Genomic DNA, 24,085 nt, shown 5'->3' on the forward strand with positions numbered 1-24,085 from the left:
TCCGACGGCAACGTTCGTAATCGCAGATGATGTTCGGCATACCGGACGGACGGTCACCGTATGAGCCGCATGAGCCGCACCATCCCCGCCCCCCACACCATCCCCGCGTCACGTTCCACACCCGACCCGCGCGCCACCCGCGCCGATCGGCGTCCGCCGAGACGCCTGTACGCCCTCCTCCTCGCATTCTGCCTCGCCCTCGCCGGAGGACTCCTCGCCGCCGCCCCCGCCCGGGCGGCCGTCCAGACCATCACCAACGGCACGCAGTTCACGGCCACTTCAGGTGTCCCGGTGCACGCGCACGGCGGCGGTGTCCTCAAAGTGGGCGGCTACTACTACTGGTTCGGCGAGAACCGCAACGCCGACAACACCTTCCGGTACGTCGACGCCTACCGTTCCACCGACCTGAAGAACTGGGAGTTCCGCAACCACGTCCTGACCCAGTCGAGCGCCGCCGAGCTGGGCACGGCCTACATCGAGCGGCCCAAGGTCATGTACAACGCGTCCACCGGCATGTTCGTCATGTGGATGCACAAGGAGAACGGCGTCGACTACGGCGAGGCGCGTGCCGCCGTCGCCGTCTCGGGCACCGTGGACGGCGCCTACACCTACCGGGGCAGCTTCCAGCCGCTCGGCCAGTACATGTCCCGTGACATCACGACCTTCGTCGACACCGACGGAACCGGCTACATGGTTTCCGCCGCCCGCGAGAACTACGACCTCCAGATCTACCGGCTCACCGCCGACTACACCGGCATCGCGGCCCTGGTCGCCGACCCCTGGCACGGCGGACACCGCGAGGCGCCGGCACTGTTCAAGCGGGGCGGTGTCTACTTCATGCTGACCTCGGCCGCCACCGGCTGGAGCCCCAACCAGCAGCAGTACGCCACCGCCACCTCGCTCGCCGGTCCCTGGAGCGCGATGACGAACGTCGGTGACTCCACCGCGTACGGCTCGCAGACCGCGTACGTCCTTCCCGTTCAGGGGACTTCGGGCACCTCCTACCTCTACATGGGCGACCGCTGGGGCAACGCGTTCGGCGGCACGGTCGACGACTCCCGGTACGTCTGGCTGCCGATCAGCTTCCCGAGCGCCACCACGATGTCCCTGTCCTGGTCGCCGGAGATCGGCGTCGACGCGGGCGCCGGGACCATCAGCGCGACGAGTGCCACCTACGAGACGCTGACGGCCCGTCACTCCGGCAAGTGCGCGGACGTTCCGAACCAGTCGCTGTGGCAGGGGGTCGCGCTCGCCCAGTACACCTGCAACGGCGGAGGCAACCAGAAGTTCTGGTTCAAGTCCCTCGGCGGCGGCTCCTACGAGCTGATGGGCCGGGGCAGTTCCCTGTGCCTGACCGAGAACGCCACCGGCGTCAGCCAGGAGGACTGCTCCGGCGTCACCGCCCAGCAGTGGTCGGTGACGGCCTCGGGCGGCTATGTGCTCCTCAAGGCCAGGGCGTCCGGCGAGTGCCTGGACGTGTCCGGCGCCTCCACCGCCAACTCCGCCGCGCTCATCACGTACACCTGCACCGGGGGGACCAACCAGCAGTGGACGCGCGGGACGTGAGCACGTGAGCGCGTAACGGTCACGATCCGGCCCCCGGCTGGTCCCTCACGGGTACTTCGGCCAGCGCCTTTCGGGGGTCGGATTCCTGCGCCTGGGCGTGGGCGGCGCTGCGCCGGTCGAGGAGCACGGACACTTCCTTGCCGGTGCCGAGGTCCTTGGCCATGACGTGTGCCACGTTGTTGACGTCGATCTCGAAGGTCACCTCGATCTGCGGGACGCCGCGGCGGGCCCGTCGCAACGGCAGTTCGAGCACGCCGAGCTTCGTGTTGTACGCGGCGATCTCCCGGTCTCCTTGGTAGACGTTGATCTGCGCGCCGGACTGGCTGTCCTCGACGGTGGTGAAGACGGTGCTGCGCTTCGTCGGGATCGTCGTGTCCGCTTCGATGAGCTTGGCCATGACGCCGTCCTTCGTCTCGACGCCGAGCGACAGCGAGGTCGCGTCCAGGAGCAGTTCGTCGCGCAGCTGACCGGTCAGGACGGCACTCTGCAGTGCGGCGCCGATGACCACCCCCTCGGGGATGATGCCGCGGACCGGTTCCCGCCCGCCGGCCAGTTCCTTGACGAGCGTGGCGATCGCCGGCATCCGGGTGGCTCCGCCCACCAGGATGAAATGGCCGATGTCATCGATCCCGTCGATCCCCCAGGCGGCTTTCAGCGCTTGCTGTACCGGTTGGGCGCAGCGCTCCAGCAGGTCCTTCGTCAGCCCCTCCAGCTGTGCGCGCGTCAGAGTGACCGTCAGGTGTACCGGCCCGGACGGGGAGGTCGCGATGTACGGCAGGGTGATGGTGGTGGCCGTGGCCTGTGACAGCTCGATCTTCGCGGCTTCCGCGGCCTCGGCCACCCGTTGGAGCGCGGCCCGGTCGGTGAGCCGGACGCCCTGGCGGAGGGCGAGGTCACGCACGAGATGATCGACGAGACGACGGTCCCAGTCGCTTCCCCCCAGACTGCTGTCGCCGCTGGTGGCCAGCGTCTCGACGACCCCGTCACCGGTGCTCAGCAGAGACACGTCCAGGGTGCCTCCGCCCAGATCGAACACCATGATGTTTTCGTCGTTCCGGCCGAAACCGTACGAGAGCGCCGCAGCCGTCGGCTCGTTCAGCATCCTGACCGCTTCGATGCCCGCGAGGGCCGCCGCGTCCGCCAGGGCCGCGCGCTGCACATAGGTGAAGTGGGCGGGCACGGTGAGGATCGCCCGGGTCACCGTCTCGCCCAGATGGGCTTCCGCGCTCGCCCGCAGGTCGGCGAGGATCCAGGAGGCGACCTCCTCGGCGGAGAAGCGGCGGACCCCGTGCCGGTAGGTCCATCCCGTGCCCAGTTCCAGTTTGACCCGGTGGATGCCGCCGCCGGGCACGCGGGAGGCCCGCTCCTTGGCGGCCTTCCCCACCAGCAGCGTCCCGTCCTCGGCGAACGCCACGACGCTCGGGGTGGTGACCTCTCCGTGGCGGTTCGGGATGACCCGCGCCTCACCGTCCAGGAACACGGCCACCGCGGAGTTGGTCGTCCCGAAATCGATGCCGAGGATCTTCGACCCGTCCGCGACCGGCCGGGTGACCCGGGAGGCGGAATCCGGTGTCCCCGAAGGCAGCTCGCCCAGACCGCGGCTGTGCCAGAGTCTCTCGGCCTGGGCGCCGACCTGCGGGTCACGGTCGCGCACCAGCGTGGTCAGGGCTTCCAGCGCGGCCTCGCGGACCGGGCCGCGCCAGCTGCCGAGGAGCCGCTCCACCTCGTGCAGGGCGCCCAGCCGCTGCCAGGTGGCCCCGGTGAGGATCGCGGCGCGGAGCGTGTCGGGAAGCGCCGGGCCCTCGGGCGCGGTCAGGTAGAGGATGCCGGGGTTGCGCGTCAGATAGAGGGTGCCCTCGGAGCTGTTGACGCTCCGGGTCGGCGTCTGGCTGGGAATCCGGCTGCGGACGCGGTCGTGCACGAAGGTGTACAGCTCCTCGACCGACACATATCCGTCCCCGTCCAGGTCGGCCGTGCCGTCCCGCAGTCCCTCGACCACGGCGGCCGTGAAGATGGACGGTTCGGCCCGCTCCCTGCTGCTCCTCTCGCTCTCGTGGCTGTACTGCAGGGCGGTCGAGGAGGTGATCACGACCCGGCCCGGGCCGGAGAAGGGCTCGTTCACATCGACCGTCGGCGCTTCTCCGCGGGTTCTCAGCCCTTTGGCGAACGCCCCGCTGAAGCAGCAGTCCAGCAGGACGACGGCCCGTCGGCAGGGACTCTGCTCCAGTTGGTCCGCGACGAACTGGGAGGGGACCGCGGTCGCGTCCAGTAAGTCCCGGTCGGTGTCCGAGGCGACGAAGTGCAGCCGGCCCCGGGAGTCCTTCCGGCCGTGGCAGGAGAGGTGGAGCAGGAGCAGGTCCTGGCTCTGCGCGTGGGCGAAGAAGGCCTGGATCGCCTTGCGGATCTCCAGCGCCGTGCCGTTCTCGACGACGGTGACCTCGAACTCGCCGATGGCCGGATCGCCGAGCACGGCGGCGAGGTGTTCGGCGTCCGCGGCGGCACCCGGCAATTCGGTGAAACGTCCGTCCGCGTAGTGCTGGTTGACGACGAGCAGCGCGGCTTTACGCATCGGGCGTGTCGGTCTCTCGGGGAGCGTGCCGGGCCACGAACAGCTCGACGGCGCGCCGCTGGTCCGCGCGCGACACCGACGTCAGACGCAGTTCCTCGCCGTCGATCGTCAGGTCGATCGAGCCCGAGTTGCGGCGCGCGAGCCAGTCCTGGGCCAGCGCGATGAGCGCCCGCAGCGTCGCCGCGCTCGTCGCGCTGACGAGGAGTGTCGTCCAGACCACCGTGTCCCCGGCCCGGGTGCCGTCGGGAGCCGGACCGTCCGTGGCGTGTCGCACGGAGGCCAGATCCAGCAGGGACAGCTCCTCGGCCAGGAGGGACACGGCGTCGGCCGCGCCCTCGGGGTCCGCCTCGTCGGTGAACTCCAGCGTGGCGGTGCGTCGCGGATCGCTCAAGGTGTCCTCCCCGTCAACCACCCGGGCCCCCACCCGGGAGAAGCCAGTGTGGCACTTCGGAGTCGCCCTTCGGCGGCTCCGGGGGAAATGTGAGTCATCACCCGACCGGGTGTGTAGGGTGCCGTCCCGCGCCTCCGGGAACGTCGGGTTCCCGGCGTCAGGCCAGCAGATCCAGCGCGTCGAACGACGTCCCGGCGCTGAGATACGACGTCGTCCCCGATCCGCTCACCACGTCGATCTTCAGCACGTTGTACTGGCTCGTGTCGGCGAGCCAGGCACTGGCGGGCACGCTGTACGTGAACGTGGTGTTGTTGCCGCGGTACGAACCGACGGTCAGCGAACGGGTGCCCGGCTGGGCGGGCGGCGAAGGGATCGACGACACCCAGCTGTTGACCGTGACCTGTGGCCGGCCGTTCGCGTAGGCGGTGGTCACCCCGATCCGCAGGGTGTGCGCGGCGGCGGCCTGGGCGGCCGTCAGCTTGAAGTAGACGAGCAGACCGCTGTTGACGCCCTTCCAGATGTAGGCGGGGAAGGACGCGGTCTCGCTGCCGCCGCCGATGACCACGTTGCCGGTCCACGCGGCGGCCCGGACGTCGGAGGGATGCGCGTACGTCATCAGCTCCGCGTTCTTGAACCCGGCGGGCGTGCCGTCCCAGGTGCCGATCCGCCAGATCGCGGTCGCGTTGGCCGGGTCGTTCGAGGAGGCGATGGCGATGGTGTTCAGGGTGGTCGTGGCACCGGCCGTGACCGTCACCGAGGTGGTGTGGACGGCGAGTTCGCCCTTGAAGACCGTGAGCGTGTACGTCCCCGGCAGAACGCCTCCGATCGCGAACCAGCCGTCCGAAGACCGCGCCGAACCCCAGTACTGGGCGGCTGGGTTGGCGAGCCCGACGGTGTACGCGTACGCGGTGTCGCGGCCCGAGATGCCGACGCCCGCCACCTTGCCCCGGCCGCTCGCCGCGACGTACCCGGAGATGCCGAGCGAGTCCGCCCACGCGGTGGTCAGCGTGCCCGGGTACAGGGCGGAGGAGGGGGTGCCGCCGTCCGTGAAGGCGATGACGTACGGGCCCTGGAGGCCGAAGCGTTCGGCCTCGGTCTGGTTCTCGCCGTAGTACAGGATCTCGTACAGGCCGCCGCCGTCCGTGCTCTGGTGGCGCAGCAGGGAACGGTAGAACGGGCCGCCCGAGGCCTTCTCGTGGTTGGAGCGGACGACGTACAGGCCGACGCTTCCGGTGGTCCAGCCGATCGCGGAGTAGTCGATGACACGGCGCTTCGCGTAGTGCTTCGAGCGGGTCTGCCCGTCCGCCTTCACGAACACGTCCGCGGACTCGATGACGGTCGGGGCGTAGGTGTAGGAATCGGGCTCGTCGTTGAGGAACAGGCCGGCCTTGACCCGCACGATGTAGCGCGTCGCGCTCACGGAGGAGTCGGCCTTGTCGGTCCACAGATAGATGGTGTTCTCACCGCTGCGGGCCGCGTAGTAGTGCTTGAGCGTGCCGTAGGCCACGGCGATCAGGATCGTCGTACCGGACTGCTTGATGGTCACGGTGGAGCTGCCGAGGCCGGACTCGACGTGCGAGTTCTTGCCGCCGTAGCCCTGGTACTCGGTGCCCCGGTAGACCAGCGAGGTCAGGTCTCCGTTCGTCTTGCTCACCTTGAACACGAGGTTCGCGCCGGTGTCGACGGTGTAGTTCGAGCCGTCGTCGCTCCAGCCGAAGGACGCGGCGGACGCGGCGGTGGCGAGCGGCCCGGAGAGGGCGGCGGTGCCGGTGGCGGCAGCGCCGCCGAGCACGAAGGCGCGGCGTCTGACCGGCCTGTTCGGGGATCCGGACATGGGGGTGCCTCCTTCGGGAGCGGGGAGGTGCGGGTGTTTCGCAGAGTGACAGTTGAAGGGTCATCGCGAAAGGCCTTTCGCCGAGGGGAAGTTGGCAGTTGTATGAAATTCGGCCGCACTCTAGAAAGCGCTTGCCAATGAGCGGTACCGTCCAGCCGCACCGTCCTGTCACCTTCTCGCTTTGTCGCTCCGCGTTCCCCTGTCCGTCGCCCCGTCGCCCGCCGTCCCGCTGTCCCGTCCGTCCTGCCGGAGGAGCCGACCATGAGACGCCTCACCATCGCCGTGCCGCTGTTGGCGGTGGCCGCCGCCGGTGCGCTGTCGGCCGGCCCGGCCCGGGCCCACGCGGGACGTCCCGGCCCGGACGCGGAGCACTGCACGGCGACCGCCTGCCACTTCGACGTCCCGCCCGGCACGTACGACGTCAGGGTGCTGCTCGGCGGCCCCACCGCGGCCCGTACGTCCATCAGCGGCGAGACCCGCCGCTCCCTGCTCCCCGAGACCGCCACCGAGGCCGGCCGGCCGGTGGCGCGCGCCTTCACCGTCGACGTCCGCACCCCCGAGGGCGAGCCGACCGGCCCCACGGGCACCCCGGGCCTGGACCTGGTCATCGGCGGTTCGGCGCCCGCGCTCGCCGGCGTCCGGGTGACCCCCGCCGCCCTCGCCGGACACGGCTCCGCCCGGACCGGGGACGGGCGGAGCCGCACCCGGCAGATCTTCCTGGTCGGCGACTCGACCGTCTGCGACCAGCCCGGCGACCCGTACTCCGGCTGGGGCCAGCAGCTGCCGCAGTTCTTCAGGAAGGGCCTCTCCGTCGCCAACTACGCCGATTCCGGGGAGAGTACGGTCACCTACCTCGCCGACCCGGCGCTCTTCCCGACGGTCCGGACGCTGATCCGCGAACACGACCTGGTGCTCATCCAGCTCGCCCACAACGACAAGACGACCGACGAGGCGACCTACCGCGCGAACCTCGAGACGCTGGTCGCGGGTGTCCGCGCGCGGGGCGGCGACCCCGTTCTCGTCACACCGATCGTCCGCCGCTGGTTCAACGCGGACGGCACCCTGGACAACGGCACCGCGCTGCTGGTGAACGGCCTGGGCGTGGACCACCCGGCCGTCGTGCGCTCGGTCGCCGCCGCCGGGAACGTGCCGCTCATCGACCTCACGGCCAAGACCAAGGCCCTCGTCGAGTCGCTGGGCGTCGAGGGCTCCAAGGCGGTCTACCTCTACAACGAGAAGCGCGACAACACCCACACCTCGGTGCACGGCGCCACGGTGTACGCGGCCCTGGTCCGCGACGAACTCCTCGCCCTGCGTCTGGTGCCGAGGGCCCTGGTGAGGGTGGGATGAGCTCCTGGGGCGTCCCGACCGGAACCGGGGCGCCCCAGGTATCCGCCCCCGGCCAACCGCCGGACACCCGGCGCGCGCGACGCCGGGCCCGGCCCGGACAGGAAGCCCGTGTGATGCCCGTCGAACCCGCCGAGGACCGCTCTCTCAGCCCGTACACCGGCCGCACCCGCGCCCATTGGGAGGCTGCCGCCGATGCCCTGCTCGCCGCGGTCGCCCCGTACGCCACCGACGACCAGGCCCTCTACCACTTCCCCAGGGGCCGTACGAGCAGCGCGGGCAGACTCTCCGACGGCCTGGAGGGCTACGCCCGTACGCTGCTGCTGGCCGGCTTCCGCCGTGACGAGAAGGTCCTGGAGCGGTACGCGCGCGGGCTGGCCGCCGGAACGGCGGGCGTCTGGCCCCGTGTCGAGGACCGTGGTCAGCCACTCGTCGAGGCCGCCTCGATCGCGCTCGCGCTGCGGCTCACCCGGCCCCTGCTGTGGGACCGGCTGGACGACGGCGTGCGGCAACGGGCCGCCGCGTGGCTCGGTGACGCGCTGACGGCCGAACCCTGGCCCTGCAACTGGGAGTTGTTCCCCGTGACGGTCGGCGGATTCCTCCAGGAGATCGGCTACGAGCCCGAGGCGTCCCGCGCCGCGATCGACCGCGGCCTGGAGCGCGTCGAGCAGTGGTACCTCGGGGACGGGTGGTACACCGACGGCCACGGGCGCAAGTTCGACTACTACAACGGCTGGGCGATGCACCTCTATCCGGTGCTGCACGCCTGGCTCGCGGACGACGCCCGGCTGCTCGACCTGTACGCGGGCCGACTGGAGGCCCATCTCGGCCACTACGCCCACCTGTTCGGCGGTGACGGCGCCCCGATGCTCCAAGGCCGCTCGCTCACCTACCGCTTCGCGGCCACCGCCCCCCTGTGGCTCGGCGCGCTCACCGGCCGAACCCCCCTGTCCCCGGGCGAGACCCGACGCCTCGCCTCCGGCGCCCTGCGCTACTTCCTCGACCGGGGCGCGGTGGACGGCGACGGCCTGCTCACCCTCGGCTGGCACGGGCCCGACGAGGCGTTCCTCCAGCACTATTCCGGACCCGCCTCGCCGTACTGGGCGAGCAAGGCCTTCCTCGCCCTGCTGCTGCCCCCGGAGCACGAGGTCTGGACGGCCACGGAGGAACCGGGCCCGGCGGAACGCGTCGACGCCGTCACCCCGGTCGGACCGCCCAACTGGCTGCTCCAGTCAACCCGTTCGGACGGGCTGGTCCGCCTCCACAACCACGGCAGCGAGGACGTCCGCTACGACCCCTTCTACACGCGGCTCGCCTACTCCACGGTGACGGCGCCCTCACCGTCGTACGACAACAGCGTGATCGTCGGTGCCGACGCGAGCCGTACGCGGATCGTGCCGCTCGGCGTCGGGGAGGGCTGGGCGGCGTCCCGGCACACCGTTTCGGAGGGCGTCGAAGCCGGCTGCCTCGTGGTGGCGCGGGGAGCCGTGGAGGTCCGGGCCCACCTGGTGTCGGGCGCGGACCCCGGGACGCCGGTGCGGGTCACGGGCTGGGCCGCGCGCGACGGCGCGGTCTCCGAACTCCGGCCCGTGCACGGCCTGTCGGGAACAGGGGAGGGCGTCACCGGGGACGGCCCGTCCCTCTTCGTCGCGCTCGTCCGCCTCACGGCCGACCGGGACCCGCTCCCGCTCACCGACCTGGTGTCCGTGCGGGTGACGACGCCCGAGGACACGGGGTCCGGAGCGTACGACGTGGCGGTGAGCTGGGCCGCGGGAGGAACGGCGTCCTTCCGGTTCGACGGCACCCGCGGAATCGTCCCCCTGGACGGCGGCGACGGCACCGGCATTCCCTAGAGTGCGGAGTGCGGCGGAAACGGATCCGCCGGGGCAGGGGGGTGTGTCATGGGTGGTCCGGACGAGGGCCGGAGCGGCGGAGCGGACAGCGGCCCGGTGAACGCGGAGCAGATGATCGCGGAGGCGCGGAAGGCGTTCTTCGTGATGTTCGGGTTCCTGGCGATCGTCTGGCTGCTGCAACTGGCCAACTACGCCGACGATTACGCGTTCTCCCGTGACTACGGTCTGGTGTCGGGCGACCTCGGCACGCTGCCCGACGTCCTCACCGCGCCCTTCCTGCACTGGAGCTGGGCGCACATCGAGAGCAACTCCGGCCCGCTGTTCGTCTTCGGATTCCTCGCCGCCTACCGAGGTGTGGTCCGCTTTCTCGGACTGAGCCTGCTGGTGGCGACGACCAGCGGACTCGTGGTGTGGTTCTTCGAACGCGGCCATGTGGAGACGGTCGGCGCGAGCGGCCTGATCTTCGGCTACTTCGGTTACGTCGTGGTCCGCGGGATCTTCGACCGGCACCTGGTCGACACCCTGATCGGTGTCGTCATGGCTGCGTCCTTCGCCTACATGCTCACCGTGGCGGTACCCGGGACACCGGGCGTGAGCTGGCTCGGTCACCTCGGCGGTCTGATCGGCGGCCTGGCCGGTGCCTGGCTCTTCCGCGACCGCCGCCCACGCCCCCTCTCACCCACCCGGTCCGACGGCGGCGGGACTCCCGCCCGCCGCACCCCGCAGCCGGGCACCGCGGGCCCGCGTGCGGACCTGCACAAGGAACTGGGCGATCTGGGGCTGCTCTAGGCCGCTCCAGGGCGGAAGCCCGGCGGCACACCGTGCGCGCGGAGGGGGTCAGCCGGGCTGCCCTTCCTCGGCGCGCGGCCAGTTCTCCAGTGTCACGTGCAGGGCGTCCAGCGCGTGTCTCCAGGACGTCTCCACGGCGCGCGGGGCGCCGAAGCCGCCGATGGACTCAAGGGCGCAGTATCCGTGGAACGTGCTGCGCAACAGGCGCACGGCGTCGGTCAGGTCGGGTTCGGACAGCCCGTAGGCGCGGAGCATTCCATAGGTGACCTCGGCGGTGACCTCGGCCGTGCGGCGGTACTCCGCCCGCTCCGCGACGAGGGCCGGGTCGGGCTGCGTGTGGGTGGCCCGGTAGCGGCCGGGCCGCTCCAGCGCGTAGGCGCGATAGGCGTCGGCGAAGGCGACGAGAGCGTCCTTTCCGGCCCGTCCGGCCACGGCGGTGGCGATCTTGTCGATCATCTCGCCGGACGCGAGCAGCGCGACGCGCTCGCGCAGCTCCCGGACGTTCCTCACATGCGCGTACATGCTCGCGTCCTTCACCCCGAACTGCCGGGCCAGCGCGGCCACCGTGACGTTCTCGAAGCCGATCTCGTCCGCGAGATCGGCCGCCGCCAGCACGACCCGCTCGGTCGTGAGTCCGGCGCGAGCCATGAGGACCGCCTTTCAGCCACAGAACATTTCCTGGGGAACCCAGGCAGAAGCCTAGTCCGGCACGGCCGCCGGCTCCCCGGAATTCATGACGGCAACCGCTCCGCCGTCGGCCTGCGGGCCGTCTCGTCCTCGCGGCGATGCCGGCCGCCGGCGGCACCCTGGTGCCCTTCGAGGTCCCGGACCCGACACCCTGCTGCGCCGACCACTGACGGGTGCGGCCGGACGGCCGGGGAGAGCCGTCCGGCCGCGCCCGGGCCGCGGGCCTCAGTCCTGGATCGCGGAGAACACGAACGAGAACTCCGCCGGAGCGGCCCGCAGTTGGTAGTGCGGAAGGGCGCCGGGACCGCACGACTGCGAACCGATGCCCTGCTGGCCGTGATCGAGGTTGACCCAGACCGTGTCACCGGGGCGCAGATCCGTCAGATGACCGGCCGCGTCCAGCTCCTCGGTCGTCCAGCGGCGCGCGGTGAACCAGAAGGCCGGGTCGCCCTCGATCCGCAGTCCGCCGATCTCGGCCAGGCGGACGTCCGGCCGGGCGCCGTTCTCCTGCGGGCGCACGTACGGCGTCTGCATCGAGTCGACCGTCGACTCCCACCGCCCGTTCATGGAGGCCGCGCTGGTGTCCGGGTATCCCTCCCCGGGGCCGCCGCCGAGCCAGGTCACCCGGTCCGCGGAGCCCGGGAGACCGAGCCGGACGCCGAGCCGGGGCAGGGGCAGCGCCCACCGGCCCTCCGGCGCCACGGACACGGTCAGCCGCAGCCGGGTGCCGTCGGAGGTCCAGCGGTACACCGCGCGCAGGCCCACGTCCCGGGCGGCGGGCGCCACCCGGGTACGTACCGTGAGGCAGTCGTCGCCCGCCTCCACCGCGTCCAGACGGTGCCGCATCCGGTGCAGGCCCAGCGCGCGCCAGAGCGGTCCGTGCCGGGCGTCCGGCTGCCAGTGCGCGCCGTTGTCGTTGTCGGTCGGGGCACGCCACACGTCGAGGCGGGGTCCGGTGACCTCGATGCCGCCGAGGGAGCGCAGCGCACCGGTGCGGCTGTCGAAGGTGCCCGGTCCGAGGACGATCACCCGGTCGCCCGGGACCGGAACCGCGGACGGCGCGACGGCCGGTGACGCGGGCTCCGCCACGGGCAGCTGGGCCCAGGCGACGACATGGCCGCGCGGCCCCCACGCGGTCTCCTCGGCCAGCACGGCCCGCACCGTCCACTGTGCCCCGGCGCCCCGCGGATCCACGGGCGGCGCGGGCAGCTTGATGTCGGCCGACCGGCCCGGTGCCAGCGCGGGCACCACGAGCGGGCCCGACGCGACGCTCTCGCCGCCCACTTGGTACGACCACTCGAAGGCCAGGCCGGAAAGGTCCGCGAAGTCGTACCCGTTGGTGACGCGCACGGTGCCGTCCCAGCCCGCGAGGGATTCCCGGCGCTCACCGGGCGGGGAGAAGGAGTCCCCGCCGTCGATACGGACGGGCTCGATCACCTTCTTGTACTCGACGAGCCCGGGTGACGGCGTCCGGTCCGGGAAGACGAGCCCGTCGCACACGAAGTTCCCGTCGTGCAGCTCCTCGCCGAAGTCCCCTCCGTACGCGAACCCGTGGCGCTCGTCCCGGATACCGTGGTCGATCCACTCCCAGACGAAACCGCCCTGGAGACGGTCGTACGAGGTGAACAGGCGCTGGTAGTCGGCGATACCGCCGGGGCCGTTGCCCATCGCGTGCCCGTACTCGCACAGGATGAAGGGAAGCCGACGCCGCTTCAGCCCCCCGCCGTCCTGGCGCCGGCCGATCCGTTCGACCTCGGCGTGATCGGCGTACATGCGTGAATAGACGTCCGTGTCACGGCAGTCGTGGTCGCCCTCGTAGTGGAGGAGCCGTGAACCGTCGCGGCCGCGGATCCACTCGGCCATCGCGGTGAGGCCGCGCCCGGTACCGGCCTCGTTGCCGAGGGACCAGAGGACGACCGACGGATGGTTCTTGTCGCGTTCGACCATGCGCGCGGCCCGGTCGAGCAGCGCGGGTGTCCAGCGGAGGTCGTCGACGGGGTTGTCGCGCCAGCCCTGTTCGGTGAAGCCGTGGGTCTCCAGGTCGCACTCGTCGATGACCCACAGACCGTAGGTGTCGCACAGGTCGAGGAAGGCGGGGTGCGGCGGGTAGTGCGAGGTGCGCACGGCGTTGATGTTGTGCCGTTTCATCAGCAGCACGTCGGCGAGCATGGTCTCCGGGTCGAGGGCGCGGCCCTTCTCCGGATGCCATTCGTGCCGGTTGACGCCCTTGAACAGGACGGCCGTGCCGTTCACCTTGATCAGCCCGTCGTGGAGTCCGACCGTGCGGAAGCCGACGCGCAGGGGGACGCGCTCGCCCTCGGTGACGAGTTCGCCGTCGTACAACCGGGGTGTCTCGGCCGTCCAGGGCAGCACCGGCACGGTGACCGGTGTCCCCGTGGCGACCTCGATGCCGAGGGCGGGCACGAGGACCCGCCCGTCGACGTCGGAGTCGACGCGCAGGGTCCCCATGCCCTGGTGATGGTCGTAGGAGGCGTGCACGAAGAAGTCGAGGACGCTGCCCGGCGGACGGTGCAGCAGGGTGACGTCACGGAAGATCCCCGGCAGCCACCACTGGTCCTGGTCCTCCAGGTAGGAGCCCGCCGACCACTGGTGCACCCGGACCGCGAGCACGTTCCCGCCCGGCTTCAGCAGGTGGCCCACGGCGAACTCGTGCGGCAGCCGTGAGCCCTTGAACTCGCCGAGGTCCGTGCCGTTCAGCCAGACCCGGGCGCAGGACTCGACCCCGTCGAAGCGCAGGACCGTCCCTCCGTCCGCGGGCCAGTCCGACGGCAGGTCGAAGCGGCGCAGGTGGTCCCCGGTCGGGTTCTCGGTCGGTACCCGCGGCGGGTCGACGGGGAACGGGTAGAGGTGGTTGGTGTAGATCGGCGAGCCGTGACCTTGCAGGACCCAGTGGCCGGGGACCTCCACCCGGGCCCAGCCCGCGGGCTCGTACCCCTCGGCCGCGAACGAGTCGTCCTTTGCGTCGGCGGTGGGCGAGAGCCGGAAGTCCCAGCCGCCGTTCAGGGAGAGGGACCGGGCGTCCGAGGCCGCGTACCAGGCGCGGGGCGGAAGGACGCCGCTGCCGGGGGAGACGTCCTCGACGTGATCGGTGGGTGACGGGGGAGAGGCGGGTGCTCCTTCGGCGGTGCGGAAAGACATGCGTCTCCTAGTTCAGCCCTTGATGCCGGTCTGCGCGATTCCCTGGACCAGCCAGCGCTGGAGGAAGAGGAACACGAACACCAGGGGCAGGATGGAAATGGCCGTGGCCATGAAGATCAGATGGAAGTTGACGGTCTGGTTCGTCATGTACGAGGACAGCGCGACCTGGACGGTCCAGGCGTCGGGGTCCTGGCCGATGACCAGCGGCCACAGGAAGGCGTTCCAGCCGCTGATGAACGTGATGGTCGCGATCGCGGCGAAGAAGTTGAGGGAGTTGGGTACGACGACGCGCCAGTACGCGCCCCAGTAGCCGAGCCCGTCCATGCGCGCGGCCTCCTCCAGCTCCTTCGGGAACCCCAGGAAGTACTGCCGGAAGAGGAAGCACGTGAAACCGCTGAAAAGCCCCGGAATGATGAGGCCGCGAAGACTGTCCACCCAGCCGAGCGACGACACGAGCACGAAGCTCGGCACGAAGGTCACGGCGGAGGGGACCATCAGGGTCACCAGCACCGCGTAGAAGACCTTGTCGGCGTGCCGGTACGGGATCCGCGCGAGGCCGTAGCCGGCGAGTGAGCAGACCAGCAGGGTGCCGAGGGTGTGCAGCACTCCGACGACGGCGGAGTTCCACAGGGAGCGGGCGAAGGGGACGGTGGGGTCGTCGAACAGCTCGCCGATGTTGCCCCACTTGAGGTCGGTGGGGAAGAACTGCCAGTTCTCGCCGGTGATGGCGGCGTCGGTGGACAGGGCGTTGCGCACGAGCAGATAGAAGGGGACCAGGAAGAGCAGACCGGCGACCCCGGTGGCGAGGTACAGGCCGGTGCTGCCGAGGGTCCCGCCCCGGTCGGCCCGCCGGCGCTTCCGCGGATCGGCGGCGTGGGCCCCGCGGCTCGGTGTGACGGCGGTCATTCGGCCCTCTCCCCGCGTCCGAATCCCATGAACGTGCCCTGGAGCAGGGTCACCATGCAGATCAGCAGGGTGAGGATGACCGCCCCCGCGCTGCCCGCTCCGTAGTCCTGTGCCTGGCCCAGCGCCGTGTAGTACAGCTCGACGAGTGGCGGCCGGCCCCAGGTGGTCTTGGAGAGCAGGTTGAAGAACTCGTCGAAGGCCTGGTAGGCGGCCACGAGGAGCAGCAGGATCACGGCCGTCGAGGTGGCCCGCAGCTGCGGCAGGGTGATGTGGCGGAAGGACTGCCAGCCGGGACCGGCGCCGTCGATCGCGGCGGCCTCGTAGAGCTCCGGCGGGATGTTCTGCAGGGCGGCCAGGAAGAGGATCATGTAGAAGCCGGCCTGGAGCCAGAGCCGCGCGCTCACGATGACCAGCCAGTACCAGGGTGGATCGGGGTTGGCCAGCCAGGCGATGTTCTCGACCCCGAACCAGCCGAGCACGGTGTTCATCAGACCGAAGCGGACCCCGCTGAAGATGGACATCTTCCAGATCAGCGAGGCGGCGACGTAGCTGCACGCGGTCGGCAGGAAGAACACCGACCGGAAGAACGCCCGCAGGAACCGCAGCCGGTTCACCATCAGCGCCAGGCCCAGCGAGAGCGCCCAGGTCAGCGGCACGATGAAGGCGGCGAAGACCGTGAACGTCACCAGCGAGCCGGTGAAGTTGCCGTTCTCCAGCATCTGCCGGTAGTTGTCGAAGCCGACGAACGTGTCGGGGGTGACGGTGAAACGTGCCTCGAAGAAGCTCAGCCACAGACTCCAGCCGATCGGCACGTACACGAAGACGATCAGGCCGATGAGGAAGGGGCCGGTGAAGAGCCAGAAGTTGACGGTGCTGCCGTCCCGCCGAAGCCGCCGGGGCCGGGCCGCCGTGGCCTTGGCCCGGGCGGAGCGCGGGACATCGTGCGACGTGGTGCTCGACATGTCGGGGTCCGTCCGCCGGTCTATCCGAAGAGCTTCTTCAGCTCGCGGGTGACGGTCACGTCCGCCTTGTCGAGCGCGGCCTCCGGATCGCCGTTCTTGCGGACACAGTTGGCGAAGACGTCCTCAAGCGCGGTGATCATGGACTGGGTCCACCCGATGTTGTCGAAGTGCCCGTACTGGCCGAAGAGTTCGACCCCTTCGGCGGGCAGGCCGGACTTGAGCTTGGTGGCGGAGGCGGCGAGCGAGGAACGCGGCGGGATGTGGAAGCCGTACGACAGCGACCAGTCCTCCTGGTACTTCTTCTGGTCGATCCAGAGCCACTTCACGTACTCCTTGGCCAGGTCGACGTGTCTGCTCTTGGCGTTGACGAACATCGACCAGCCGCCGTTGTAGACGGACGGCTTGCCCGCGTCGGTGACCTTCGGGAACGGGAATACCCCGATGTCGTCGCCGAGCGTCTTCTGCATCTGCGGCATCGCCCACATCCCGCAGAACTGGATCGCGCACAGGCCCTGGTTGATCGCCGAGGGGTCCCAGTAGTCGGCGGGGGCGTCGAGGAGCAGGTGGCCGCTGGTGAAGAGCTTCCGCATCGCGGTCAGCCCCTCCTTGACCCCCTCGGTGTGGTACGCGATCTGGTTCTTGTCGTCGAGGGTGTCGGCGCCCGCGGACCAGATCATCGGGTTGATGACCGCGTGCAGGTCGTTGCCGATGAACAGGCCCTTGACCTTGTCGGTCGTCAACTTCGCCGCGGCCTCGATGAGTTCGTCGAGCGTGGTCGGCACCTTGACGCCGGCCTTCTCCAGCAGGGAGGGCCGGTAGAAGAAGAACTGCGGATCGTCGATCATGCGGACCCCGTAGACCTTCCCGTCGACCGTGTGCGAGGCGATGTCGGCCGGGTTGAAGTCGTCCTTGACCGGGTTCACGAGGTCGCTCAGGTCCGCCACCTGGCCGCTCTTGACGAGCTGGATCTGCGGGTGGAACTCGAAGACGTCGGGCGCGTTCTTGGTGAGCAGTGAGGCGAACAGCTTGCTCTCGAAGTCGCTGCCGGTGATCCACTGCGTGGTCACGTCCGCCTTGTCGTAGGCCTTCGCGTACCGCTTGACGGCCTGCTCGGTGCCCGCCTCCCCGTAGGCGTGGAAGTACTGGACCAGTTCCTGCGAACCCCCGCCCCCCGAACGCCCGTTGTTGCCGCCACAGGCGGCCAGCGGCCCGAGGGCGGCAAGGCCGGCGGCGGCCCGCAGTACGGATCGACGGTCCCAGTTGCTGCTCAATGCCGACATGGTGACGTCCTTGTCTTGTAGGCGGTTTGAGTGCGCTGTGCATCCCGGCCGCGGGCGACCGCGGCTCGAACGGGCCGTGCGGTGCGGGACGTTAACCTTCCGCTAAGGCTTCGGCAAGGGGTTGGACGAAGTCGGCGTGAAGCGTTGCCGGGGGTTCGGGATACCGGACACCGCGGGTCCGGTGCCGCCCGAGTGGTGACCCGGGACCGGTCGACTCACGTCAATGACGCGGTACTTGGATCAGCCTGCACGGGCGGGGCCGATTCCGGCGCTCAGGCCGGAGGCGCTGTACGGCTCCTGGCGGGGGTGGTCCGCCTGGCCGGCCGCTGACCGACCGACTGGAGCGCGCCTTCGAGGGCGAACGTGGCGGCGCCCAGACAGACCGGGTCCGTCGGAATGGGAGACAGGACGATCTCCGTGGCCGCGAGCGGACGACGCAGCGCGTGCCGGGCGACGGCCTCGCGCACTTCGCGCAGCAGCGGTTCCCCGAGCGTGGCCGCGACCCAGCTGCTCAGCACGACCACTTCCGGGTTGAGCAGATTGACCAGGTCGGAGATCCCGGCGCCGAGATAGCGGGCCGTGTCGCGTACGACCTTGAGGGCGACCGGGTCCTGCGCGGCGACCCCCGACGCGAGGGCGTCGATCGTGGCGGTCTGGTCCTCCGGGTGCAGCAGAGGGCTCCCGGGGCTCAGTTCCCGCAGGTTCAGCATGATTCCGGGAGCCCCGACATACGTCTCCACGCAGCCGTGGTTCCCGCAGTGGCACAGCCGGCCGTCCAGCACGAGGGTGGTGTGGCCCCACTCGCCGGCGCTGTTGCTGACCCCCCGGTGCAGCCCGCCGCCGAGCGCGAGACCGGCGCCCACGCCCGTGCCCAGGTTGACCACGACGGCGTCACCGCGTCCACGGGCCGCGCCGAACCACAACTCGGCGACGGCGCAGGCGCGCAGCGGGTTGTCGAGGTACAGCGGGTAGGCGATGTGCTCCGCGAGCAGGTCGAGCAACGGCACGTCGTGCCAGTCCCAGTTGGGCGCGTACTCCGCGATCCCGGTGTCGCGGTCGACCTGTCCCGGGACGCTGACGCCCACGCCCAGGACCCGCGCTCCCTCCACTCCCGCCTGCGCGACCACCGAGCCGACGGCGGCCGCGACATGCCCGACCACCTGTTCCGGGCGGCTCTCACCGGGGCGCATGTCCTCGTCGGCGCGGGCCAGCACGTTCAGGGCCAGGTCGAACAGCTCGACACGGACGTACGTCTCGGCGATGTCGACACCGATGAGGGCGCCCCCGGCGGCGTTGACCGCCACCAGCCCCCGGGGACGGCCGCCCGCCGAGTCCTCGAACCCGACCTCGGTCAGCATCCTGAGGTCGAGCAGCTCGCCGACGAGCGTGGCGACCGTGGCCAGACTGAGCCCGGTCGCCGCCGCCAGCTCCTGCCGCGAGGTGGGGGATTCGGCGATGATCTGGCGCAGCACCTCGTACCGGTTCGCGGTGCGGATGTCGCGTGATGTACCGCGCTTCATGGGACTCCCCCTCGCTCCCGCGCGCCGGTCGCCCGGCTCCCCGGCGCCGGTGCCGCGCCAGGCTACGGCCCGGCGGGGACTTACGACAAGGGGTTAGGAAATGGGGTGGAGGAAGGGTGGGGGAGGGTCAGGAGGCCGGGTGGAGAAAGTCCCGCACGAAGGCGTTGGTGAACGTGCCCACCGGGTCGAGTTCGCCGGCCAGTGCCCTGAACTCGGCCAGCCGCGGCGACCGTTCGCGCAGCACCGCCGACGGAACGGTGAACACCTTGCCCCAGTGCGGCCGCGGCCCGAACGGCTCCAGGGCCCGCTCGACCAGGCGTACCACCGGCAGGACGGCCTCGGTGTCCTCGACCCAGGTGAAGTGCACCGCCACGGTGTCCCGGCCGTAGGCCGGACTCAGCCACTGGTCGTCGGCGGCCACGGTCCGCACCTCGCAGATCTGGAGCAACGGCGCGATCGTCCCGCGGATCGCGTCCAGCGCGTGCAGCGCCGCCGTCGCGTCCGAGCGCGCCAGCAGATACTCCGACTGGAGCTCGGCCCCGCTGCTCGGGGTGAACTCGGCCCGGAAGTGGGGCAGTCGCTCGTGCCAGGGCCCCGGGACCCCCAGTTGCTCGGTGCAGTTGCGGGCGGGCATGCCCGGCACCGGATGCAGGGCCTCGGTCGCGGGCGCCGCCCACGGGAAGTCCGGCGACGGCCGGTCCGTGCGCCGCTTGAGCCACACCTGCCGGAAACCGGGGCGGCCCCAGTCGGTGAACAGGCTCACGCTGTAGGCGGAGGCCGCGACCGTCTCGAAGTCCAGCCCCTCCAGCGGCAGTTCGGTGAACACGTGCTGGCTCACCTCGAAGTCCGGTTCCAGGTCGAGGGTGAGCGCGGTGACCACGCCGAGCGCGCCCAGCGACGTCACGGCGCCGCCGAACCGCTCCTCGCCCCGGCCGATCACCAGGGAGGAGCCGTCCGCCGTGATCAGCTCGACCTCGCGCACGGCGGAGGCGAGCGACCCGTTCGTGACCCCGGACCCGTGGGTGCCGGTGGCGACGGATCCCGCCACCGAGATGTGCGGGAGCGAGGCCATGTTGTGCAGCGCGAGTCCGTGCTCGTGCACCCGGCGGGCGAGCTCGGCGTACCGGACGCCACCGGAGACCCGTACCGTACGGGCCGTCGTGTCGACGTCCACCGTGGGCGGCAGCGCGGTCAGCGACAGGAGGACACCGTCGGCGCCCGGTTCGGCGATCTCGTTGAACGAGTGCCCGCTGCCCAGTACCCGGACGCGGGAGCTGTCCGCGACCAGTGCGCGCAGCGCGTCGAGCGTGGGGGGCCGGTGCAGCTCCTTGGCCGCGTACGTGATGTTGCCGGCCCAGTTGGTCAGGGTCATCCCTGTCGTCCCTCCCCGGGGAGTCGCTGTACGTGGCCCGTGCGATGACCACCCAGGGAACGTACCCCGCCGGTCCTCCCAGGTGGCAGACCGGTCCGTTGACCCGCTCACGTGGCGCGGTCTACCGTAGAAAGCGGTTGCTGTCCTCGGCGTCACCGAACCGGAAGGCCCCTTCCTTGCCCGAGCGTCCCGTGGAGATGCCGACCGAACGTCCCGTGGCACCGTCCTCCGGCCGGCCTGCGGAGGCTTCCTCCGGGCGGCCTGTGGACCTGTTCTCCGGGCGGCCTGTGGCGATGTTCGCCATGACCCCCGGGAACGTGACACGGATCTTCCCGCCGGACACGCTCGCACGGCTGCGGGAGCTGCTGGACATCGATCTCTCCTCGGTGGCGGGCGACTTCACCGAGCCACGGGCGCGGGCCCGGCTCGCCGAGACCGAGATCCTGATCACCGGCTGGGGGTGCCCCGTGCTCGACGCGGACGCGCTCGGCGCGGCCCCGAAGCTCAGAGCAGTCCTGCACGCGGCCGGTTCCGTGAAGAGCTTCGCGACTCCGGAGGTGTGGGAGCGCGGCATCGTCGTCTCCTCGGCCGCCGCCGCGAACGCGCTGCCCGTCGCGGAGTACACGCTCGCCATGATCCTGCTCGCGGGCAAGGGCGTCTTCGCCCACCGGGAACGCCTGCGCTCCGAACGCGCCTTCCCCTACGGCGAGATCCTCCCCGGCATCGGCAACTTCGGCCGCCGCGTCGGCATCGTGGGCGCCTCCCGCATCGGCAGACGCCTCATCGAACTGCTCCGTCCCTTCGACCTGTCGGTGAGCCTCGCCGACCCCTACGTCGACGAGGCCGGGGCGGCCGCGCTCGGTGTCCGCCCGCTGCCGCTCGACGATTTGCTCGCCGGCAGCGACATCGTCACGGTCCACGCCCCGCAGACCCCGGAGACATGGCATCTGATCGGCCGCCGCGAACTCGCCCTGATGCCCGCCGGATCGGTCCTCATCAACACCGCGCGCGGGTCCCTGGTCGACCACGACGCCCTGATCGAGGCGCTGCGCGCCGAGCGCGTCAGCGCGATCCTCGACGTCTCCGACCCCGAACCGCTGCCCGCCGACTCCCCGCTGCACGACCTTCCGAACGCGTTCGTCACCCCGCACCTCGCCGGTTCGCAGGGCAACGAGGTCGCCCGCCTCGGCCTGACCGTGCTGGCCGAGGCCGAACGCCTGCTGTCCGGGAAGGCGCCGGAATTCCGGATCGACCTGAAGGATCTGGAACGGACCGCCTGACGGCCGCTTCCCTCAGTCCGTCCCGTACGGCCCGTCCCGGGCGGCACATCTCGTACGGCCGGTCCGGTACGGCCGGTCCCATGCCGCCGGTCCGGCCCCCGCCCGGGTCGGACCGTCAGCGGGTGGGGCCGGCCAGGAAGGCCTCCGTCGTCGCCGCGAACCGCGCCGGATCGTCGAGCCACGGGAAATGCCCGGCGCCGTCCTGAACGACCAGCTCGGCCCGCGGGAACAGGGCGGCGACCTGGGTCATCGCGGGCGGCGGGGAGTTCAGGTCGACCTCCCCGGCGAGCACCAGCACCGGGGCGGTCAGGCGGGCGAGTGCCGCCCGGGTGGCGTCCGGCGCGTAGGCGCCGTCGGAGAAGAGGGCCGCGGCCTCGTGGTTCTTGTGCGCCTCCCCGGCGTCCCGGTGCGCCCGCGCGGCCTCGTCCCAACGGCCGTACCAGAAGGGGGCGATGGCCCGGAACGTGTCGGCGTCGCCCTTTCCGGCGACGAGCGCCTCCAGTGCCGCGAACGCCTCGGGGAACCACGGTTCCTCCCGGCGCGGCAGCGCCGTCGCCCGTCGGACCTCGGGAGTGATTTCGACCCCGACGGCGTGGACGCTCGGGCTGATCAGCGCGAGGCGCGCGACGCGCTCCGGGTGACGCTGCGCGTACAGGACGGCCAGATTCGTCCCGGCGGAGTGCGCCAGCAGGTCCATCCGGTCGAGGCCGAGGTGCTCGCGCAGCGCCTCGACGTCGTCGACCAGCCGGTCGCAGCGGTACGAGGAGGGGTCCGCCGGGATCGCCGACCCGCCGGTCCCGCGCGGATCCGTCATGATCAGCCGCCGGTGCGCGGACAGCCCGCCCAGGTCCCCGAGGTACGCGCAGTCCTGCATCGGTCCGCCGGGCAGACACACCACCGGCGGGCCGTCCCCCAGGGTGTCGAACGTCAGCTCGGTCCCGTCGTACGCGGTGAAGGCAGGCATGGCGACGACTCTCGCAGCGGCGCCCGGACGGAGCAAACGGGATCCGGCGCCGCGGCGGTCTCGGACGGCACGGGGGGACCCGGCACGGCCGATGTCCGGGCGGGGGCATACCGTGAGGAGTCGAACACGACAGACGAAGCAGATCGGGAGCGAGGAGATCGGGATGGGCAGCCGCACCGCGCTGGTCGAGGATCTGATGGAGCGGTTCCCGCACGTACCGCGGGAAGCCGTCATCAAGGAGGACCTGCTCCGCGGGGGCGTGGCCTTCGACGCGTCCGCCCTCAGCGACAACGAGGGCGGCGAGGTCAAGCCGAAGTCGTACTTCATCTTCTCCTTCGACCACGGCACCCTGCCCGAGCTCGGCGAGGCCGCGCTCAGGCGCCCGCCCGAGGAGATCATCCTCACCGGCGGCCCGTACGACCTGCGGCGCACCGTGGTCTCCGTACGCGTCAACCCGTCCTCGCCCTACCGCGTCGCCGCCGACGACGAGGGCGTCCTCGGGCTGTACCTGGACGGGAAGCGGATCTCCGACGTCGGCGTGCCGCCGATGCCCGAGTACTACCGGCACAAGCTCTCCAACGGAAAGTCCGTGATGGAGGTGGCGCCGACGATCCAGTGGGGCTACCTGATCTACCTCACGGTCTTCCGGGTCTGCCAGTACTTCGGCGCCAAGGAGGAGTGCCAGTACTGCGACATCAACCACAACTGGCGCCAGCACAAGGCGGCCGGCCGCCCCTACACCGGGGTGAAGGACGTCGAGGAGGTCCTCGAAGCCCTGGAGATCATCGACCGCTACGACACCGCGAAGGCCTCCACCGCCTACACCCTCACCGGGGGCGCGATCACCAAGACGGTGTCCGGCCGTGACGAGGCCGACTTCTACGGCCACTACGCCAAGGCCATCGAGGAGCGGTTCCCCGGACGCTGGATCGGCAAGGTGGTGGCCCAGGCGCTGCCCCGCGACGACGTGCAGCGGTTCAAGGACTACGGCGTGCAGATCTACCACCCCAACTACGAGGTGTGGGACGAGTATCTGTTCAAGATGTACTGCCCCGGCAAGGAGCGTTACGTCGGCCGGGACGAGTGGCACAAGCGCATCCTCGACTCCGCCGAGATCTTCGGCGCGCGCAACGTGATCCCGAACTTCGTCGCGGGCGTGGAGATGGCGGAGCCGTTCGGCTTCAAGACCGTCGACGAGGCCATCGCGTCCACGACCGAGGGCCTGCGCTTCTTCATGTCGCACGGCATCACGCCCCGCTTCACCACCTGGTGCCCGGAGCCGACCACGCCGCTCGGCAAGGCCAACCCGCAGGGCGCCCCGCTGGAGTACCACATCCGTCTGCTGGAGGCCTACCGCGCCACGATGGACGACTTCGGGCTGCAGTCGCCGCCCGGATACGGCGAGCCCGGTCCCGGCCGCGCGGTCTTCTCCGTCAGCTCCTTCATGGACAGCCTGCCCGCGCGGGAGCCGGCCGCCCAGGCGTGATCCCGCGCCCCGAGCGCACCCCGCGCGGCCCGTATCCACTCGGCCCGGACGTCGTCCCGACGTCCGGGCCGCCGCGCGCCGGGGTGGGGGAGCAGCCGGTCAGGGGGCCGGAGCGGGGGC

The 24,085-nt window shown here is 71.0% G+C and carries 16 protein-coding genes and 2 pseudogenes; 6 read left to right on the top strand and 12 right to left on the bottom strand.

Annotation, left to right across the window (positions count from 1 at the left end; all coding sequences use genetic code 11):
• Nucleotides 1-60: 60 nt before the first annotated feature.
• Nucleotides 61-1,566, top strand: a complete 1,506-nt coding sequence (locus ACF07B_RS11470) for an RICIN domain-containing protein (protein ID WP_392178784.1) — start codon at nucleotides 61-63, stop codon at nucleotides 1,564-1,566.
• Nucleotides 1,567-1,621: 55 nt separating this feature from the next.
• Here the strand turns inward: ACF07B_RS11470 and ACF07B_RS11475 are convergent.
• From ACF07B_RS11475 to ACF07B_RS11490, 4 genes and pseudogenes are all read right to left on the bottom strand, one after another.
• A pseudogene (locus tag ACF07B_RS11475) lies at nucleotides 1,622-3,514 on the bottom strand (Hsp70 family protein); the annotation flags it as partial.
• A pseudogene (locus tag ACF07B_RS11480) lies at nucleotides 3,488-4,135 on the bottom strand (caspase domain-containing protein); the annotation flags it as partial. The pseudogenes ACF07B_RS11475 and ACF07B_RS11480, both read right to left, overlap by 27 nt.
• Nucleotides 4,128-4,526: a hypothetical protein gene (locus ACF07B_RS11485; RefSeq protein WP_392178785.1), complete on the bottom strand. Its 399-nt coding sequence runs from the start codon at nucleotides 4,524-4,526 to the stop codon at nucleotides 4,128-4,130. The gene ACF07B_RS11485 and the pseudogene ACF07B_RS11480, both read right to left, overlap by 8 nt.
• A 157-nt stretch (nucleotides 4,527-4,683) precedes the next feature.
• Entirely contained in the window at nucleotides 4,684-6,360 is a 1,677-nt protein-coding gene (locus ACF07B_RS11490) for a rhamnogalacturonan lyase B N-terminal domain-containing protein (protein ID WP_392178786.1), read from the bottom strand.
• A 261-nt stretch (nucleotides 6,361-6,621) separates the two neighbouring features.
• Between ACF07B_RS11490 and ACF07B_RS11495 the strand changes: the two genes are divergently transcribed.
• The 3 genes from ACF07B_RS11495 (at nucleotide 6,622) to ACF07B_RS11505 (ending at nucleotide 10,349) form a co-directional block, all read left to right on the top strand.
• A complete protein-coding gene (locus ACF07B_RS11495) occupies nucleotides 6,622-7,710 on the top strand; it encodes a rhamnogalacturonan acetylesterase (RefSeq protein WP_392178787.1) in 1,089 nt (362 codons plus the stop codon).
• Between the two features lie 113 nt (nucleotides 7,711-7,823).
• Nucleotides 7,824-9,560 (top strand): DUF2264 domain-containing protein, encoded by a 1,737-nt coding sequence (locus tag ACF07B_RS11500; RefSeq protein WP_392178788.1) that lies wholly within the window; start codon nucleotides 7,824-7,826, stop codon nucleotides 9,558-9,560.
• 48 nt (nucleotides 9,561-9,608) lie between these two features.
• Entirely contained in the window at nucleotides 9,609-10,349 is a 741-nt protein-coding gene (locus ACF07B_RS11505) for a rhomboid family intramembrane serine protease (RefSeq protein WP_384238027.1), read from the top strand.
• Between the two features lie 48 nt (nucleotides 10,350-10,397).
• Here ACF07B_RS11505 and ACF07B_RS11510 read toward each other — a convergent pair whose 3' ends face one another.
• From ACF07B_RS11510 to ACF07B_RS11540, 7 genes are all read right to left on the bottom strand, one after another.
• Nucleotides 10,398-10,997, bottom strand: a complete 600-nt coding sequence (locus tag ACF07B_RS11510; protein WP_384238030.1) for a TetR/AcrR family transcriptional regulator — start codon at nucleotides 10,995-10,997, stop codon at nucleotides 10,398-10,400.
• Between the two features lie 264 nt (nucleotides 10,998-11,261).
• The gene (locus ACF07B_RS11515) at nucleotides 11,262-14,195 is read right to left on the bottom strand and encodes a glycoside hydrolase family 2 TIM barrel-domain containing protein (RefSeq protein WP_392178789.1); all 2,934 of its coding nucleotides are present in this window, start codon (nucleotides 14,193-14,195) and stop codon (nucleotides 11,262-11,264) included.
• Between the two features lie 12 nt (nucleotides 14,196-14,207).
• Entirely contained in the window at nucleotides 14,208-15,101 is an 894-nt protein-coding gene (locus ACF07B_RS11520; RefSeq protein ID WP_369482059.1) for a carbohydrate ABC transporter permease, read from the bottom strand.
• A complete protein-coding gene (locus ACF07B_RS11525; protein ID WP_392178790.1) occupies nucleotides 15,098-16,063 on the bottom strand; it encodes a carbohydrate ABC transporter permease in 966 nt (321 codons plus the stop codon). The genes ACF07B_RS11520 and ACF07B_RS11525 overlap by 4 nt, the downstream gene beginning before the upstream one ends.
• A 20-nt stretch (nucleotides 16,064-16,083) precedes the next feature.
• Nucleotides 16,084-17,343, bottom strand: coding sequence for an ABC transporter substrate-binding protein (locus ACF07B_RS11530; protein ID WP_392178791.1), 1,260 nt, complete (start codon nucleotides 17,341-17,343; stop codon nucleotides 16,084-16,086).
• 272 nt (nucleotides 17,344-17,615) lie between these two features.
• A complete protein-coding gene (locus ACF07B_RS11535; RefSeq protein WP_392178792.1) occupies nucleotides 17,616-18,863 on the bottom strand; it encodes an ROK family transcriptional regulator in 1,248 nt (415 codons plus the stop codon).
• A 127-nt stretch (nucleotides 18,864-18,990) separates the two neighbouring features.
• The gene (locus ACF07B_RS11540; RefSeq protein ID WP_392178793.1) at nucleotides 18,991-20,235 is read right to left on the bottom strand and encodes an FAD-binding protein; all 1,245 of its coding nucleotides are present in this window, start codon (nucleotides 20,233-20,235) and stop codon (nucleotides 18,991-18,993) included.
• A gap of 302 nt (nucleotides 20,236-20,537) precedes the next feature.
• Here ACF07B_RS11540 and ACF07B_RS11545 point away from each other — a divergent pair, with 302 nt between their 5' ends.
• On the top strand, nucleotides 20,538-21,515 hold the full coding sequence (locus tag ACF07B_RS11545) for a hydroxyacid dehydrogenase (RefSeq protein ID WP_392178794.1): 978 nt from the start codon (nucleotides 20,538-20,540) through the stop codon (nucleotides 21,513-21,515).
• Nucleotides 21,516-21,630: 115 nt separating this feature from the next.
• Here the strand turns inward: ACF07B_RS11545 and ACF07B_RS11550 are convergent, their stop codons facing one another.
• Complete coding sequence (locus tag ACF07B_RS11550; RefSeq protein ID WP_392178795.1) at nucleotides 21,631-22,479, bottom strand: alpha/beta fold hydrolase; 849 nt, start codon at nucleotides 22,477-22,479, stop codon at nucleotides 21,631-21,633.
• Nucleotides 22,480-22,642: 163 nt separating this feature from the next.
• Between ACF07B_RS11550 and ACF07B_RS11555 the strand changes: the two genes are divergently transcribed.
• Nucleotides 22,643-23,965 (top strand): radical SAM protein, encoded by a 1,323-nt coding sequence (locus ACF07B_RS11555; protein ID WP_369482052.1) that lies wholly within the window; start codon nucleotides 22,643-22,645, stop codon nucleotides 23,963-23,965.
• Nucleotides 23,966-24,085: the final 120 nt, after the last annotated feature.

This window comes from Streptomyces sp. NPDC015532, from assembly GCF_043078065.1.
Classification (GTDB): domain Bacteria; phylum Actinomycetota; class Actinomycetes; order Streptomycetales; family Streptomycetaceae; genus Streptomyces.